This is a genomic window from Streptomyces sp. NPDC001108, from assembly GCF_053598535.1.
Map to the genome: position 1 here is coordinate 254,239 of NZ_JBSFKL010000004.1, position 15,908 is coordinate 270,146.

At 71.0% G+C, this 15,908-nt stretch carries 16 protein-coding genes; 3 read left to right on the forward strand and 13 right to left on the reverse strand.

Going from position 1 to position 15,908, the window contains the following annotated elements:
- Position 1 precedes the first annotated feature (1 nt).
- The 3 genes from nadD to ACWC97_RS12600 form a co-directional block, all read right to left on the reverse strand.
- Entirely contained in the window at positions 2-619 is a 618-nt protein-coding gene (nadD, locus tag ACWC97_RS12590) for a nicotinate-nucleotide adenylyltransferase (RefSeq protein ID WP_450649054.1), read from the reverse strand.
- A gap of 38 nt (positions 620-657) precedes the next feature.
- Positions 658-822, reverse strand: a complete 165-nt coding sequence (locus ACWC97_RS12595; RefSeq protein WP_352275268.1) for a hypothetical protein — start codon at positions 820-822, stop codon at positions 658-660.
- Between the two features lie 84 nt (positions 823-906).
- Complete coding sequence (locus ACWC97_RS12600) at positions 907-1,059, reverse strand: hypothetical protein (RefSeq protein WP_352275269.1); 153 nt, start codon at positions 1,057-1,059, stop codon at positions 907-909.
- 110 nt (positions 1,060-1,169) lie between these two features.
- Here ACWC97_RS12600 and ACWC97_RS12605 point away from each other — a divergent pair, with 110 nt between their 5' ends.
- Complete coding sequence (locus tag ACWC97_RS12605) at positions 1,170-2,303, forward strand: M48 family metallopeptidase (RefSeq protein WP_352275270.1); 1,134 nt, start codon at positions 1,170-1,172, stop codon at positions 2,301-2,303.
- On the opposite strand, the gene ACWC97_RS12610 is transcribed toward ACWC97_RS12605, so the two are convergent.
- The 5 genes from ACWC97_RS12610 to proB form a co-directional block, all read right to left on the reverse strand.
- On the reverse strand, positions 2,290-3,354 hold the full coding sequence (locus ACWC97_RS12610; protein WP_450649057.1) for an SCO2583 family membrane protein: 1,065 nt from the start codon (positions 3,352-3,354) through the stop codon (positions 2,290-2,292). The genes ACWC97_RS12605 and ACWC97_RS12610 overlap by 14 nt on opposite strands.
- Before the next feature lie 294 nt (positions 3,355-3,648).
- Complete coding sequence (locus ACWC97_RS12615) at positions 3,649-4,233, reverse strand: SCO2584 family spore wall biosynthesis protein (protein ID WP_450649059.1); 585 nt, start codon at positions 4,231-4,233, stop codon at positions 3,649-3,651.
- A 67-nt stretch (positions 4,234-4,300) separates the two neighbouring features.
- Positions 4,301-5,584 carry a glutamate-5-semialdehyde dehydrogenase gene (locus ACWC97_RS12620; RefSeq protein WP_450649060.1) on the reverse strand — a complete coding sequence of 428 codons (1,284 nt, stop codon included), beginning with the start codon at positions 5,582-5,584 and terminating at the stop codon, positions 4,301-4,303.
- A gap of 82 nt (positions 5,585-5,666) precedes the next feature.
- Positions 5,667-6,167 carry a hypothetical protein gene (locus ACWC97_RS12625; RefSeq protein ID WP_352275275.1) on the reverse strand — a complete coding sequence of 167 codons (501 nt, stop codon included), beginning with the start codon at positions 6,165-6,167 and terminating at the stop codon, positions 5,667-5,669.
- Positions 6,168-6,321: 154 nt separating this feature from the next.
- Positions 6,322-7,455, reverse strand: a complete 1,134-nt coding sequence (gene proB / locus ACWC97_RS12630; protein WP_352275276.1) for a glutamate 5-kinase — start codon at positions 7,453-7,455, stop codon at positions 6,322-6,324.
- A 428-nt stretch (positions 7,456-7,883) separates the two neighbouring features.
- On the opposite strand from proB, the gene ACWC97_RS12635 reads away from it, so the two are divergent.
- Positions 7,884-9,923, forward strand: coding sequence for a glycosyltransferase family 2 protein (locus ACWC97_RS12635; protein WP_450649062.1), 2,040 nt, complete (start codon positions 7,884-7,886; stop codon positions 9,921-9,923).
- Positions 9,924-9,983: 60 nt separating this feature from the next.
- Positions 9,984-10,583, forward strand: coding sequence for a dTDP-4-dehydrorhamnose 3,5-epimerase (gene rfbC / locus ACWC97_RS12640; RefSeq protein ID WP_352275280.1), 600 nt, complete (start codon positions 9,984-9,986; stop codon positions 10,581-10,583).
- Between the two features lie 62 nt (positions 10,584-10,645).
- Here rfbC and ACWC97_RS12645 read toward each other — a convergent pair whose 3' ends face one another.
- From ACWC97_RS12645 to ACWC97_RS12665, 5 genes are all read right to left on the reverse strand, one after another.
- A complete protein-coding gene (locus ACWC97_RS12645) occupies positions 10,646-11,440 on the reverse strand; it encodes a class I SAM-dependent methyltransferase (RefSeq protein ID WP_352275281.1) in 795 nt (264 codons plus the stop codon).
- Positions 11,441-11,582: 142 nt separating this feature from the next.
- On the reverse strand, positions 11,583-12,431 hold the full coding sequence (rfbD, locus tag ACWC97_RS12650; protein ID WP_385205163.1) for a dTDP-4-dehydrorhamnose reductase: 849 nt from the start codon (positions 12,429-12,431) through the stop codon (positions 11,583-11,585).
- 32 nt (positions 12,432-12,463) lie between these two features.
- Entirely contained in the window at positions 12,464-13,450 is a 987-nt protein-coding gene (gene rfbB / locus ACWC97_RS12655) for a dTDP-glucose 4,6-dehydratase (protein WP_352275285.1), read from the reverse strand.
- A complete protein-coding gene (locus ACWC97_RS12660; protein ID WP_352275286.1) occupies positions 13,447-14,517 on the reverse strand; it encodes a glucose-1-phosphate thymidylyltransferase in 1,071 nt (356 codons plus the stop codon). The genes rfbB and ACWC97_RS12660 overlap by 4 nt, the downstream gene beginning before the upstream one ends.
- Before the next feature lie 132 nt (positions 14,518-14,649).
- Positions 14,650-15,879, reverse strand: a complete 1,230-nt coding sequence (locus tag ACWC97_RS12665; protein ID WP_352275288.1) for a glycosyltransferase family 2 protein — start codon at positions 15,877-15,879, stop codon at positions 14,650-14,652.
- Positions 15,880-15,908 lie beyond the last annotated feature (29 nt).

Genomic DNA, 15,908 nt, shown 5'->3' on the forward strand with positions numbered 1-15,908 from the left:
CTCATTCGCCGCGGTACAGCTGGCGCTTGTCGATGTAACGGACCACGCCGTCCGGCACCAGGTACCAGACCGGCTCCCCCTGCGCGACCCTCTCACGGCAGTCCGTGGACGAGATCGCGAGCGCGGGAACCTCCACCAGGGAGACCCCGCCCGCCGGCAGTCCGGCGTCCGTGAGCACGTGCCCGGGCCGTGTCACGCCGATGAAGTGGGCGAGCGAGAACAGCTCGTCCGCGTCCCGCCAGGTGAGGATCTGGGAGAGCGCGTCGGCGCCGGTGATGAAGAAGAGGTCCGCGTCGTCGTGGAGGGCGCGCAGGTCCCGCAGCGTATCGATGGTGTACGTGGGGCCGCTGCGGTCGATGTCGCTCCGGCTGACCGAGAACTGCGGGTTGGACGCGGTCGCGATGACCGTCATCAGATAGCGGTCCTCGGCCGGGGAGACGTGCTTGTGGCTCTTCTGCCACGGCTGCCCGGTCGGGACGAAGACCACCTCGTCGAGGTGGAACTGGGCGGCCACTTCGCTGGCCGCCACCAGGTGTCCATGATGGATCGGGTCAAACGTCCCGCCCATCACGCCGAGTCGGCGCTTCACGCGGCCGGTAGGCACTTCCTGCTCTCCCATGCGTGCAGAGCCTACTGGCACAGCTGTACGCCTCCGCCTCAGCGGTCGCGGTTGAAGCGCGTGGTGATCCAGAGCAGGAGCAGCAGCGCGACGAACGCACCGCCCCCGGTGAGAAGCGGGTTGAGGCTTTCGTGGTTGCCACCGTGCTCGCCGCCTTCGGAGGCGAGGGTGACCAGCTGGTGCGCGGTGCTCGTGAGGCTCATCTTCGGCAGGACCTATCGATCGGGAGTCGGAAGGAAGACGTCGCGCACATCGTATGCGTGCGCCCCGGGCACGCTCACGCCGACTCAGTCGTTGTCGTCGTTGTTGCGGTATCCGCGGAGCAGGAACCAGGCGAGCAGCACGGCCCCGACGATCGAGACGAGCAGCGCGACACGGAGCGTGCCGCCGGGTCCTTGCGCCCCGGAAGCAGCGGCGAGCAGAGCAACGGTGTGCGGCATGTCGGGCGTCTCCTCAGTTATCCACAGCCCCCCGCACACCGTAGCCCCAGCACCTACGCTGGGCTGTGTCAGGGGGCGAGCGACATCGTGTACGAAAAGGGGGCCCATTCATGACCGAACGCAGCCACGAGAGCCATGAGAACGTGCCGAGCAGGCAGCGGCGGCGGTTCCCGGACATCTCGTCCCGTGCCTACGAACACCCGGCGGACCGCTCCGCCCTGGTGGCTCTGCGCAAGCTGAGCGGCTTCGACACCGTGTTCAAGACGCTGAGCGGTCTGCTGCCCGAGCGCAGTCTGCGGTTGCTCTTCCTCTCCGACTCCGTCCGGGTGAGCGACGCCCAGTTCACCCACCTCAACGACATGCTGCGCGACGCCTGTTACATCCTGGACCTGGAGAAGGTCCCGCCGATGTACGTCACCCAGGACCCGCGGCCCAACGCCATGTGCATCGGCCTCGACGAGCCGATCATCGTGGTGACGACCGGGCTGGTCGAACTGCTCGACGAGGAGGAGATGCGGGCCGTCATCGGCCACGAGGTGGGGCACGCGCTCTCCGGGCACGCGGTGTACCGCACGATCCTCCTCTTCCTCACCAGCATCGCGGTGAAGGTCGCCTGGATCCCGCTCGGCAACGTAGCGATCATGGCGATCGTGACGGCGCTGCGCGAGTGGTTCCGCAAGTCCGAGCTGTCAGCGGACCGGGCCGGGCTCCTCGTCGGCCAGGACATCCAGGCGTCGATGCGCGGTCTGATGAAGATCGCGGGCGGCAACCATCTGCACGAGATGAACGTGGACGCCTTCCTCGCCCAGGCGGACGAGTACGAGAAGGGCGGCGATCTGCGCGACTCGGTGCTCAAGATCCTCAACCTGCTGCCCCGCTCGCACCCCTTCACCACGGTGCGCGCCGCAGAGCTGAAGAAGTGGTCCGAGACCCGTGACTACCAGCGGATCATGGACGGCCACTACCCGCGGCGCGAGGAGGACAAGGACACCTCGGTGACCGACTCCTTCCGTGAGTCCGCGGCCCATTACGCGGACACGGTGCGTTCCAGCAAGGACCCGCTGATGAAGCTGGTCGGCGACATAGCCGGGGGCGCCGGCGACCTGGGCGGCAAGCTCCGCGACAGGTTCACCGGCCAGGGCCGGGGCCCGGCGGGCAAGGACGGTGCCGCCGACGGGTCGTCGGACTCGGCCCGGCCCCAGGAGCCGGGGGACACCGAGGGGCCGGGGGCTAGCGGGAGCTGAACGACAGGGTGCCGCAGAGCGCCGCCGCGGACCGGCCCGTCGCGTAGGGGTCGGTGCCCGCGGGGCCTCGGGGGGCGGCATGCTGCCCGGCGAGCAGGGGGCGGAGCGCGCCGGTGGTGTCCGCCGGGCAGGCCTGCGGTCCGGCCTCGACGTAGCTGGCGCGCACCTCCAACCGGTGCAGTCGCAGGTCCTCCTGGTCGAAGCGGAAGGTCAGCTCGCGCCGCACGGTGAAGAGGGAGGCGTCACCCGTCCGGTGGGGGCCTCCGGCGGCCGGGCGCAGGGTGTAGGTGAAGGTGTGGTCCGAGGTCACCTGCAGCGTGTTGGCGCCCTCCTCCCGGTACTTCAGCGTTCCCCGGACCTTCACGTCCGGAGCGGCCAGCGCCACCTTCGCGGGGTCGAACCGCACCAGCCACCCGGCGGTGGCGTGCGCGCCGTCGTCCTTCGGCCGGTCCACGCTCCGCTCGAACTGGGCGGTCTGGCCCGGGTCCAGCAGCATCTCCACGGGGCGCACCTGGGCTCCGGTGAGGACGTCGGGGTCGAGCGAGGAGGCGACGAGGTACTCCTTGGCGGTGTTCAGGGCCGCCATCACCTGGCTCTCGGAGAAGTTGTCCGTCGGGCCGGCCGGAGGCAGGTTGATGCCGTCGGCGCCGGTGTCGAACTGCGCGGCGGGGCTCCTGGCGAGGAGCGAGGCGGGGGTGCCGCCCGGCACGGTGCCCCGGGGCGCGAGGGGGATCACGGTCGATCTGAGCGGCTCGGCCGGGCGGGCGGAGGATGCCTGGTAGGGCCTGCTCAGCCCCATGAAGACGGCGGTGCCGAAGGCCAGCGCGATCAGGAGGACCAGGACGACGGCAGCCCTGGGACCGGTACGCCAGCGCCGGGACGGCAGGCTGCGCACGGCGGGAGCATGGTCCTCCATGCGCTCCTGGGCGGAGAACTCGCGCAGCCGGGCGGCGCGGACGAACGACTCGTCGAAGACCAGTGACCGGTACTCGTCGTCACCGCCTCCCGCAGGGTTGCCGGGCCCATCCGGTGGTTCTCCGCGGTCTGCCATGACTTCTCCCGACTCCACGTCACCGACCACGGCCGGAACGCTTCGCTCCGCCCCGGCCGAGCGGCCTCGGACAGGGCCTGCCCGTCATGAATGCGCATGGCGCCGCCCGGCTACGCGTACGACGGACGGCTGAGGAGCCCTCTCGGCGAAAGGGGCCACACTTTCAGGGTAGGTCGATCGGGGCCTGGGTAAACGCCCGGTCGCCGAGGAACCACGGAGGACCGTGAAGAACCACGGACGCGAGCGTGGAGAACGGTGGAGGCGGGCCGGACCGCGGACGGCCGCCGGTACGGCTCAGCCGGTCCCCGGGGCCACGGACGCCGTGGGGCGCGGATATTCCGGCGAACTCCGCGGGGCGGTGCCCGGAGCGGTGTCCACCCCCGTCGTGGCGGGTGGCGGAGCGGGGTCCTGGCGGCCGCCCGAGTTGTTCCGGTAGACGGCGCCGAAGGCCAGCGCGACCATCCCGATGCCCATCAGCACCGCAAGCAGCCAGGCCACCGGCCGGTGCCAGCGTGCGGCGCCCCGGTACGGCCGCAGACCGCCGCCGTGCCGCCCGTAGGGGCCGTCGTCGTACCCGTCGTCGTCCAGCTCCGGGGGGTCGCCCTTGGGATGGCGCGCGTACCCGCCGGAGCCGTACCCCTCGTCGGGGAGGTCGTCGTCCAGGGGGCCGCCGCGCGACGCCGCGCGGGCGGCCTCGGCCTCGGCGCGCGCCTGGGCCGCCGCCAGCAGCCGCTCGACGGCGGTCGGCTCATGGATCTCGGCGGCCCGTACGAAGTCCTCGTCGAACACCACGGAGGCGAAGTCCTCGTCCGCGCCCCCGCGGTCGTCGTCGGGCTCCCAGCCGTCCGGGAACGGCCCGCCCCCCACGTCGTCCGGCACGTCTCCAGACTAGACCCGCCGGGTCGTTCTGGGCAGGGAGCCCGCGACATTCACCGTGCCCGGATCGTCACCGCACGTGTCCGTCGCCGGTGACGATGTACTTGGTCGAGGTGAGCTCCGGCAGCCCCATCGGGCCCCTGGCGTGCAGCTTCTGCGTGGAGATGCCGATCTCGGCGCCGAAGCCGAACTGGCCGCCGTCGGTGAAGCGGGTGGAGGCGTTGACCGCCACCGTCGTGGAGTCGACCAACTGGGTGAAGCGGCGGGCCGCGGCCTGGGATGTGGTCACGATCGCCTCGGTGTGGCCGGAGGACCAGAGCCGGATGTGCGCGACGGCGGCGTCCAGCGAGTCGACGACGGCGGCGGCGATGTCGTACGAGAGGTACTCGGTCTCCCAGTCCTCCGGCACCGCCTCCACCACCGTGGCCTTGGAGCCCTCGGCGTGGGCACGGACCCGCGCGTCGGCGTGGACCGTCACTCCGGCGTCGGCCAGCGCGTCCAGGGCGCGGGGCAGGAACCGGTCGGCGATGTCCTGGTGGACCAGGAGCGTCTCGGCGGCGTTGCAGACGCTCGGGCGCTGCGCCTTGGAGTTGATCAGGATGTCCACGGCCATGTCGAGGTCGGCCTCGGCGTCCACGTAGACGTGGCAGTTGCCGGTTCCGGTCTCGATGACCGGAACGGTGGACTCCTCGACGACGGTGCGGATCAGCGAGGCGCCGCCGCGCGGGATGAGGACGTCGACGAGACCGCGGGCGCGCATCAGCTCCCGCACCGATTCGCGGCTCTCGCCCGGGACCAGCTGCACCGCGTCGGCCGGGAGCCCGGCGCCGCCGACCGCGTCGCGCAGTACCCGGACGAGGGCGGTGTTGGAGGAGTACGCGGAGGAGGAACCCCGCAGCAGGACCGCGTTGCCGGACTTCAGGCAGAGCGCGGCGGCGTCGACCGTCACATTGGGCCGGGCCTCGTAGATGATGCCGACCACGCCGAGCGGTACCCGCACCTGCCGCAGGTCGATGCCGTTGGGGAGGGTCGAGCCGCGGACGACCTCGCCGACCGGGTCGGGCAGCGCCGCCACGTGGCGCACGTCGGCGGCGATGGCGCGGATGCGCTCCGGGGTGAGGGTGAGCCGGTCGATGATCGACTCGCTGGTGCCGGCCTCGCGGGCGCGGGCGACGTCCTCGGCGTTGGCCTCGACGATCTCGGCGGTCCGCACCTCCAGCGCGTCCGCGATCGCGAGCAGTGCGTCGTCCTTCGCCGCGCGCGGCAGTGGCGCGATGTCGGCGGCGGCGGCGCGGGCCCGGTAGGCGGCCTGAGCGACCGGGGACATGTTGTCGTACGGCGAGAGCGTGGTCATGCCCGCAGGGTAGTGCGCCCACTGCGGGCATCCGGCGCGTATCCCGTGATGCGAGACGACTCCCCGCCGACGGCCCCGGCGCTCAGTAGGGATGCACGCCGACCGGGGCGGCCGGGGGCGGCCCGTACCCCTCGGCGACGCGCTGGTGGTACGTCTCGCGGTCGATGACCTCCAGGCCGACGATCTTCCAGGGCGGGAGTCTGGCCGTGGAGCGGTGCTCGCCCCACAGCCGCAGGGCCACGGCCGCCGCGTCGTGCAGGTCCCGGGCCTCCTCCCAGTAGCGGATCTCCGCGTGGTCGTCGGCGTACCTGCTGGTCAGCAGGAAGGGGTGGTCGTGCGCGAGCTGTTCGAGTCCGCGCCTGACCTCCTTCAGCGGCGTGGCGTCCCCCGAGACGCTGAGCGTGATGTGCCACAGCTTCGACGGGGTGCGCTCCTCCCTCGCCGTCCGCTCGGGCGCGGTGGCCCGGCCGTCGTCGGCCCGGTCCGCCGTCCGGCTCCCGTCGTAGTCGGCCCCCGTTCCGACGCTGGTCAGGGCCCGGCCACTCGTTCCTCGGGGCGCCGCCCCCGGGCGCGCTCGTCTCACCGGCGGCCTCCTGTGAATGCGTTCGCTGTGCTGTAACCCCGCTGTTCCCCACTACAGAGTTGACCAGTCCGCGGCGGGAAATGGGGCGGTTTTCGTGAAGGTCTCCGTCCCGAGGCTGGACTTTCAGCCGATTCAGGGTGTCTCCGGGCGGACTTCAGCGGTCCAGGACGACCAGATCGTCCCTGTGTACGATCTCGCGTTCGTAGGCCGGGCCGAGCTCCCGCGCCAGATCGCGGGTGGAGCGGCCGAGCAGCTGCGGGATCTCCTTGGCGTCGAAGTTGACGAGCCCGCGGGCCACCGGACGGCCTTCGAGGTCGCGCAGCTCCACCGGGTCGCCGGCGGTGAACTCGCCCTCGACGGAGGCGATCCCCGCGGGCAGCAGCGAGCTGTGGCGCTCGACGACCGCGGCCACGGCGCCGTCGTCCAGGGTCAGCGAGCCCTGCGGGGTGGAGGCGTGGGCAAGCCAGAGGAGCCGGTCGGCCGAGCGGCGTCCGGTGCGGTGGAAGTACGTACCGGTGTCACGGCCCGCGAGGGCGTCGGCGGCCCGGCTGGCCGAGGTGAGGACGACGGGGACCCCGGCGGCCGTGGCGATCCGGGCGGCCTCGACCTTGGTGACCATGCCTCCGGTGCCGACCCCCGCCTTCCCGGCGCTGCCGATGACGACGCCCGCCAGGTCCTCGGGGCCGGCCACCTCGGCGATCCGCGAGGTGCCCGGGGTGCTGGGGTCGCCGTCGTAGAGGCCGTCCACGTCGGAGAGGAGGACCAGCAGGTCGGCGCGGACGAGGTGGGCGACGAGCGCGGCGAGCCGGTCGTTGTCGCCGAACCGGATCTCGTCCGTGGCCACGGTGTCGTTCTCGTTGACGACCGGGAGCGCGCCCATGTCCAGGAGCTGGTCGAGGGTGCGGCAGGCGTTGCGGTAGTGGGCGCGGCGGCTGGTGTCGTTGCTGGTGAGGAGCACCTGGCCGACCCGTACGCCGTACCGCGCGAAGGAGGCGGTGTAGCGGGCCACGAGGAGCCCCTGGCCGACGCTGGCGGCGGCCTGCTGCCTGGCCAGGTCCTTGGGGCGGCGCAGCAGGCCGAGCGGGGCGAGCCCGGCCGCGATGGCGCCGCTGGAGACCAGCACGATCTCGCGTTCCCCGCCGCTGCGCACCTTGGCCAGTACGTCGACGAGCGCGTCGACGCGGTCGGCGTCGAGGCCGCCCGCCGCGGTGGTGAGGGAGGAGGAACCGACCTTGACCACGATCCTGCGGGCCTCCGTGACGCCCTGCCTTGCCCCTGACACGTCCATCCCCAAATGTTTCGGCCGCTCCGGCCCACGCAATCTACGCGAGCCGGGGCGGGGGCGCTCGGGTGTTCCGCCCCCTGGACCCCTCCCGCCGGCCCGGGTCCCACCGGTGGACCGCCCCGTCCACCCTCTCCGCACGCGGACGTACCGGACCGGCACACCGTTGCCCCGCCGATGCGAAGGAATCGTGAATATCAAAATACCTGTTCTTAACCTGCCCCGACCTCGGACGGCCGCCCGGCGAACATCTGTTGGACGCCGGTTCACATATGGCCAAATCACAACTGTCCGTACAGGCAACCATTGGGGCGTCCGGATCATCTAACAGCCGATAGGGTGCACGGCGGGCGACGCGCCATGCCCGTTTCCAGCGGCATGGACCCCGTATCGAACGCCGCCAGAGGGACTTCTACAGACATGGGACCGCAGCAATGCCAGTCAAAGTAAGTGTCGTCATTCCTGTGTACAACCCGGGGGAATACATCACCCCCTGCATCGACTCGCTTCTGCGGCAGACCCTCCCGGCGGAGGAATTCGAAGTCCTCTTCGTCAACGACGGCTCGACCGACGACACGCGCGAGCGGCTGGAGAAGCTGGCCGGGGAGCACCCTCATTTCCGCGTCATCACCATCCCGAATTCCGGCTGGCCGGGGAAGCCCCGCAACATCGGCGTGGGCGAGGCCAAGGGCGAGTACATCCAGTTCGTCGACCAGGACGACCACCTCGCCCCCGACGCCCTGCGGCGGCTGTACGAGATGGGGCGGCGCAACGGCTCCGACATCGTCATCGGCAAGGTGGCCAGCAACTTCCGCGGCGTCCCGCACGGGGTGTTCAAGCAGAACCGCGAGAAGTGCACGCTGCACGACGCGCCGCTGTACGACAGCCTCACCCCGCACAAGATGTTCCGCACGGAGTTCCTCCGGAAGAACGGCATCGCCTACCCCGAGGGGAAGCGCCGCCTGGAGGACCAGCTCTACATGATGGAGGCGTACTTCCCGGCGGAGGTCGTCTCCATCCTGGGCGACTACACCTGCTACTACTACTCCCGCCGCGACGACGGCAAGAACGCGGGTTCCACCAGGATCGTCCCCGCCGCCTACTACGGGAACCTTCGCGAGGTCCTGGACGTGGTGATGGCCAACACCGAGCCGGGCGACTTCCGCGACCTGCTGCTGCGCCGCTTCTACCGGGTCGAGATGCTCAGCAGGCTCAGCGAACCCGCGGTGGTCAAGTACCAGCCCGCGTTCTTCGCCGAGATGTGCGACGCGATCCGGCCGCTGGCGCTTGAGTACATGGGCGACGGCGTGCACGACGGGCTCGGCCCGCTGCTGCGGCTCCGCTCCGACCTGCTGCGCGCCGACGACCGGGAGGGGCTGCTGCGGATCGCCCGGTTCGCCGGCTCCGTCAAGGCCGCGGCCCGGCTGGAGGAGTTCGCCTGGCAGCCCGACGGCAGCGCCGCCATCACCGTCACCGCCCGGCTGGTCCGGGGCGAGGACGAGGAGCCGGTGAAGCTGCTGCGCCGGGGCGACCGCTACTTCCTGCACCCGGACAACGAGGGCGCGCAGGCGGCCGGGGCCGAGCTCCTCGACGTCACCGACGACCTCGGCTCCTTCTCCGCCGAGATGTCCGTGCGCAACCGTGAGACGGCCGTCGAGTGGCCGTGCCCGTCGACGTTCACCCGGCGGATCGAGGATCTCGGCGACGGGGCCTGCGAAGTGGTCCTGCACGGCAGCGGCCGGGTCTCCCCGGAGGCGGTCAAGGGCCGCGGCCGGCTCGGACGCGGCTTCTGGGACCTCTGGGTGCCGCTGCGCGGCCTCGGCCTGGTCCGCAAGGCCCGGCTGGGCGCCGACCGCGCTCCGGAGGTGGACGCCGCCTGCCTGCCCGCCTCGCTGGGCTCACCGGCCCGCGCCGTCATCCCGTACTTCACCGATCCGTTCGGCAACCTCACGCTCGATGTCGCCCGGCGCAGCAAGACGCTCGCCACCTACCTGGCCGACCGGCCGGTGATGCGGGCCGCCGGGCGCGGCAACGAGCTCCGGCTGGACCTGCTCACCACCGCGGCGACCGCCTCCTCCGACGTCGAGCTGGTCCTGAGCCCCGCCGACGACTCCGGCGCGGCGGCGCACACGCTGCGGACCTCGCTGCGCCCCACCGGGGGCCGGGCCCACATCGACGTGCCCGGCCGCGCGCCCGGCGTGACGGCGGGGTCCTGGAAGCTCGCCGTCCGGCTGGACGGCGAGAAGCGCCCCGCGCTCGACCTCTGTGCCGTCACGGTCACCGGGGACGGCCGGCTCAAGGTGGACCCGGGGCTGCCCGAGATCCCCGCGGCCCTCATGGCGGACGTGGCCGCCAAGCGCCGCAGGGCCGCCCTGCGCCGTGCGCTGCGCGCCGTCGGCGGCCCGGTCGTGCGCCGGCTCCCCCCTGCGGGGCGCAAGAAGGTCCGGCGGCTGGCCGCCCGGTTCACCGGCTGAGCGCCGCCCCTCCCCCGTACCCCACATCAGCACCAGAACACAGAACAAGGACGTGATCGCATGCGGCAGCTCTCCATCGACGGAGCCTGGGTGCATGAGCCCAAGGTCTTCCCGGACAGCCGCGGCAGCTTCCACGAGTGGTTCAGGGCCGCGGAGCTGGAGGAGGCCGTCGGGCACACGCTGCGGCTGGCGCAGGCCAACTTCTCCGTCTCCAGCCGGGGCACGCTGCGCGGGGTGCACTTCGCCGACGTGCCGCCGAGCCAGGCGAAGTACGTCAAGTGCGTGCGCGGTGCGGTGCTCGACGTCATCGTGGACATCCGGGTCGGCTCCCCCACGTACAAGCGGTGGGAGGCCGTCCGGCTCGACGACGTCGACCACCGCTCCGTCTACCTTGCCGAGGGGCTCGGCCACGCCTTCATGGCGCTGACCGACGACGCCTCGGTGGCCTATCTCTGCTCCGAGGGCTACGCGCCCACCCGCGAGCACGGCCTCCACCCGCTCGACCCCGACCTGGGCATCGAATGGCCGTCGGACATCACCCCGCTCCTGTCCGACAAGGACGCGGCGGCCCCCTCGCTGGCCGAGGCCGAGCGGACGGGCCTGCTGCCCACGTACGCGACCTGCCAGGAGTACTACGCGCTGCTGCGCGCCCGCGGCTGAGCCCCGGACAGTACGCCGAAGCCCCGCGGGACGGCCCGCGGGGCTTCGGCGTACGGCCGGTGTCAGCCGGTCACCCGCTCGATGCGCGGGCGCAGGGAGGTGAACGCGGAGCGCGGGCGGCGCAGATCGCGTGCCCGGACGAGGGCCGGCCAGAATTCGGCGCGGAGCAGCGCCTCGGGCCGTACGGCGCTCTTCCGGCCCAGCACCTCCTCGGGCACGTCCTGCGGGTCGGGGACGACGTACTCGTCGACGATCCGCTCGTACGCGTTCCTCAGGGTGGTGTCCGCCGGGTCGGCGCCGAACACGACGACCACGCCGGTCGGCTCCGTGTCCACCTCGACGACCAGCAGATCGGGCCGGTGGCGGCGCAGCACCCGCACCAGCTTGTACACGTCGCCGGTCCAGTACTTCGTGTGCCGCTCGCGGGCGGCCTCGTCCACGTCGCGCGGCAGCATGTCGTCCAGCACGATCACGCTCGACCAGCGGGAATGCCGCTCGACGTTCATGAAATCGCGCAGGGCGTATTCGAAGAGGTGTATCCCGTCGATGAACGACAGTTCCACCTTCGGGTCCCCGCCGAACAGACCGAACGCGTCGCGACGGGCGAGGGCGCGGAACGGGTTGCGGCCGGTGCGCAGATGGATCAACGGATCCGCGCGGGCGAAGAAGTCGTCGCTCGTCGCCCTGATCAGGTGGACGTCGCAGCTGATGGCGGTCACCACCCGGAAAGCGGGGTCGACGGCGACGGAAGGAACCCGTGAAAGGGCCAGGCTTCTGCCGTCGTTGACCCCGATCTCCAGATAGTTCCGGGGGCGGTAGACACGGTGCAGATGACGAAGGAAGTCATGGCGGTTCACGTGGAGCGGCCCTTCGCAGAAACCAAAATGACTTGGTGTCCCGCGAAGTTATCTCATGACCACTTCACGACCTGAGCATTCGTCAATAGGTAAATCCGTGTTGTGTCTCTTTCGTGTGGGCCGGTCGGTCGATGCTCCGCACTCAGGGGCGTTCCGCCGCGAGCAGCGCCGGGAACGCCTCCGTCAGCGCCTCCCGCCAGTCCCGGACCGGTTCGATTCCGGCCGCGGCCCAGCGGTCGTGGCCCAGCACGCTGTACGCGGGCCGGGGCGCCGGCCGGACGAAGGCCGCGCTGGTGGTGGGGCGGACCCGCTCCGGGTCGGTGCCAAGCAGCCGGAAGATCTCCCGGGTGAAGCCGAACCAGGTCGTCTCGCCGCCGCTGGTGCCGTGGTAGACGCCGGCGGGCGCGGTGCCCGCGAGGGCGGCCTGCCCGAGCCGGACCAGCCGGTCGGCCAGGTCGACCGTCCAGGTGGGCTGGCCGCGCTGGTCGTCCACCACGTCGAGGGTCTGCTTGACGCCCTCCAGCCTGATCATCGTCCGGACGAAGTTGCCGCCGCCCGCGCCGTACAGCCAGGCCGTGCGGACGACGTAGCCGGTCTCCGGCAGGGTGCCGAGCACGGCCCGCTCGCCGGCGAGCTTGGTGCGGCCGTAGGCGCCGCGCGGTCCGGTCGGGTCGTCCTCGGCGTACGGCTTGTCGGCGTCGCCGGCGAAGACGTAGTCGGTGGAGACCTGGAGGAGTACGGCGCCGTGCTCGCGGCAGGCCCGGGCGAGGACCTCGGGGCCCGTGCCGTTGACCCGCAGCGCGGCCTCCTCCTGGGACTCCGCGTCGTCGACCGCGGTCCAGGCGGCGCAGTTCACCACGACGGCGGGGCGGTGCTCCTCGAAGGCGGCCCGCACCGCGTCCGCGTCCGCGACGTCCAGGGCCGCGCGGTCCGCGGCGACCGCGGTCACGTCCTCCGCGGCGAGCCGGGCCAGGACGTCCCGGCCCAGCATCCCGGCGGCGCCGGTGACCAGCCAGACGGCGCTCACAGGGCGGCCCTCTCCTTCAGCGGCTCCCACCAGGCGCGGTTGTCGCGGTACCACTGGACCGTCTCGGCGAGGCCGGTGCGGAAGTCCTTGCGGGGCTCGTAGCCCAGCTCCGCGCGGATCTTGGTGCAGTCGACCGAGTAACGGCGGTCGTGGCCCTTGCGGTCCTCGACGTAGGTGACGCTGGTGTCCCAGTCGGCGCCGCAGGCGTCCAGCAGCAGCTGGGTGAGCTCCTTGTTGGAGAGCTCGGTGCCGCCGCCGATGTTGTAGACCTCGCCGGCCCGGCCCCGGGTACGGACCAGCTCGATGCCCTGGACGTGGTCGTCGATGTGCAGCCAGTCGCGGACGTTGGCGCCGTCGCCGTAGAGCGGGACCGTCTTCCCGTCCAGCAGGTTGGTGACGAAGAGCGGGATGACCTTCTCGGGGAAGTGGTGGTGCCCGTAGTTGTTGGAGCAGCGGGTCACCCGCACGTCGAGGCCGTGGGTGCGGTGGTAGGAGAGCGCGATCAGGTCGCTGGACGCCTTGGCCGCGGAGTACGGCGAGTTCGGCGCCAGCGGGTGGGTCTCGGGCCAGGAGCCCTCGTCGATCGAGCCGTACACCTCGTCGGTGGAGATGTGCACGAAGGTCCGGATGCCCGCCAGGTGCGCGGCGTGGATCAGGGTGTGCGTGCCCACGACGTTGGTGCGGACGAACTCGGCGCCCCCGTCGATGGAGCGGTCCACGTGCGACTCGGCGGCGAAGTGCACCACCTGGTCGTGCTCGGCCATCAGCTTGGCGACCAGCCCGGCGTCGCAGATGTCGCCCTGCACGAACCGGAAGCCGGGATGCTCGCGCACCTCGTCGAGGTTGGCCGGATTTCCCGCGTAGGTGAGCTTGTCGAGCACGGTGACCGCGACGTCCCCGGGGCCCTCGGGGCCGAGCACCGTACGGACGTAGTGCGAGCCGATGAAGCCGGCACCGCCGGTCACCAGGATGTTCGTGGTCATGAGGAGATCTGCACCTTGCTGTGGTCGCCGAGCACGAGTCGGTGGGCGGACGGGGAACGGGGGGCGGGGGTCACTTCGACGTCATGGCCGATGAGCGATGCCTCGACGCGGCGGACACCGACGATGGAGGCGCCCCGCAGGACGATGGAGTACTCGATCTCGCTGTCCTCGATGCGGACGTTCTCCGAGACCGAGGTGAAGGGGCCGACGTAGGCACCGCTGATCACCGAACCGGCGCCGATGATCGCGGGGCCGACGATCCGGCTGCCGCTGACCCGGGCGCCCGGCTCGATCCGCACCCGGCCGATGATCTCGCTGTCCGCGTCGACCTCGGCGCCCTCGTGGGTGGGCTCGACGGTCTCCAGGACCGTCCGGTTGACCTCCAGCATGTCGGTGACGTTGCCGGTGTCCTTCCAGTAGCCGTGGATCGTGGTGGAGCGCACGTCGCGCTTCTGGTCGATCAGCCACTGGATGGCGTGGGTGATCTCCAGCTCGCCGCGCCAGGACGGCTCGATGGCGCGGACCGCCTCGTGGATCACGGGGGTGAAGAGGTAGACGCCGACGAGCGCCAGATCGCTCTTGGGCTCCTTCGGCTTCTCCTCCAGCGCCACCACCCGGCCCGCGGCGTCCAGCTCCGCGACACCGAAGGAGGTCGGGTTGGGCACCCGCGTCAGGAGGATCTGCGCGTCCGGCCGGTCCGAGCGGAACTCCTCCACCAGGCCGGTGATCCCGCCGACGATGAAGTTGTCACCCAGGTACATGACGAAGTCGTCGTCGCCCAGGAAGTCGCGGGCGATCAGCACCGCGTGGGCCAGCCCGAGCGGCTCCTCCTGCGGGATGTACGTGACCTCGATGCCGAGCGCGGAACCGTCGCCGACGGCTTCCCGGATCTCCGCGGCCGTGTCACCCACGATGATGCCGACCTCGGTGATCCCGGCTTCCGCGATGGCCTCCAGCCCGTAGAACAGCACGGGCTTGTTCGCCACCGGCACCAACTGCTTGGCCGAGGTGTGGGTGATGGGACGCAGGCGGGTGCCGGCCCCTCCGGACAGTACGAGAGCCTTCACTTGACCAGTCCCCATGATGATCTGTCGGACCCGTCGCATCCGCGACGTCCGATCGACTTTACTGAGATTCGATGTGTTATTCGGGGAATCCGCCGCACTCACCCCCCAGAAACGCGCACCCTTTACAAGGGGTCATTCCCCCACATTCAGGCGCCCCTTCCAGCGCTTCGCGTCGCGCCGCATCCGGCGCGCCACCCTCCTGGACAGCGAGGCACGGCGGGCGGCGGCCCGCGGGCTCTCGACGCGCTCGCCACCGCGCCAGTCGGGCACGGTGACCTCGTACAGGAAGTCGGGCAGCGCGGCCGCCCGGTCGCGGAAGCGGGGGTACGCGAGGTAGAGCGTCCTGCCGTCGGGCGAGCAGACGAGGTCCGGCACCTTCTTCGCCCGGACGTACCGGACCACCTCGACCAGCAGGTCCGGGCTGCCGTACGCCACGCAGGCGAGCCGCAGCCGCTCCGGGACCTTGATCAGCCGGGCCACGCCGCTGTGCCAGTACGCGTCCATCAGCGGACGCGCCAGTTCCATCTTGTGCCGCCGGACCTCTTCGGAATCCCGCAGCACGACGGGGCCGAACTGCTGGAGCATCCCGACCGTGAAGGGGCGGACCATCAGGAAATCCCGTTTGGGCCCCGGCGGTTCGATGCGATGAATGAGCTCCATCATGGCGCGCACCGAGTCGAAGCGCCATTCATAGGTGCCGCTCTTCGTGACGTGCTTTCCGTCGTCGCGGCCCACCAGGTAATAGCAGACGTAATCGGCGACGACCGAGACGCCGGACCCCCGCAGATACGCCTCCATCGTGAAGAGGGCGTCCTCACCGGTCCTGAGATTCTCGTCGAACCTCAAGGAGAGCCGTTCCAGGAGTTCGCGCCGGAAGAGCTTCTGCGCGCTCAGGGTGTAGATGACCTTGGAGTTGTAGACGTCGACGCGCTCCGCGGTGGCGCCCCACATCGACTGCGGCGCTCCCCTGTTCACGCCGACCACCCTGCCGAGCACCACATCGGTTCCGGCCTTGTCCGCCATGGCCACCATGCGGGCCAGGGCCTCCTCGCCGAAGTAGTCGTCCGCGTCCAGGAAGAACACGTAGCGACCGCGCGCGAGACCGAGCCCCACGTTCCGCGGCCCACTGGGGCCACCGGAGTTCTTCTGCCGGACCACTCTGGTCCGGATTTTCGATCTCGCCGCGAATTCCTCCAGATACTCACCGGTGCCATCGGTGGAACCGTCGTCGACCGCGACGATTTCAATCCGGTCGGCGCCGATCGTCTGCGCCTCCACCGATTCGAGGCAACGAACGAGGTAGGGCATCGCCTCATACGCACCGACGACCACGGTCACGTCGGGAATTCGGGTCTGGCTCACGTAAAAAGAAGACAGTCGACCGTCTCCAT

Bases quoted from the DNA above. Each gene is read 5' to 3' on its own strand.
- nadD (WP_450649054.1), bottom strand. From the start codon at position 619: ATGGGAGAGCAGGAAGTGCCTACCGGCCGCGTGAAGCGCCGACTCGGC.
- ACWC97_RS12595 (WP_352275268.1), bottom strand. From the start codon at position 822: ATGAGCCTCACGAGCACCGCGCACCAGCTGGTCACCCTCGCCTCCGAA.
- ACWC97_RS12600 (WP_352275269.1), bottom strand. From the start codon at position 1,059: ATGCCGCACACCGTTGCTCTGCTCGCCGCTGCTTCCGGGGCGCAAGGA.
- ACWC97_RS12605 (WP_352275270.1), top strand. From the start codon at position 1,170: ATGACCGAACGCAGCCACGAGAGCCATGAGAACGTGCCGAGCAGGCAG.
- ACWC97_RS12610 (WP_450649057.1), bottom strand. From the start codon at position 3,354: ATGGCAGACCGCGGAGAACCACCGGATGGGCCCGGCAACCCTGCGGGA.
- ACWC97_RS12620 (WP_450649060.1), bottom strand. From the start codon at position 5,584: ATGACCACGCTCTCGCCGTACGACAACATGTCCCCGGTCGCTCAGGCC.
- proB (WP_352275276.1), bottom strand. From the start codon at position 7,455: ATGGACGTGTCAGGGGCAAGGCAGGGCGTCACGGAGGCCCGCAGGATC.
- ACWC97_RS12635 (WP_450649062.1), top strand. From the start codon at position 7,884: ATGCCAGTCAAAGTAAGTGTCGTCATTCCTGTGTACAACCCGGGGGAA.
- rfbC (WP_352275280.1), top strand. From the start codon at position 9,984: ATGCGGCAGCTCTCCATCGACGGAGCCTGGGTGCATGAGCCCAAGGTC.
- rfbD (WP_385205163.1), bottom strand. From the start codon at position 12,431: ATGCTGGGCCGGGACGTCCTGGCCCGGCTCGCCGCGGAGGACGTGACC.
- rfbB (WP_352275285.1), bottom strand. From the start codon at position 13,450: ATGACCACGAACATCCTGGTGACCGGCGGTGCCGGCTTCATCGGCTCG.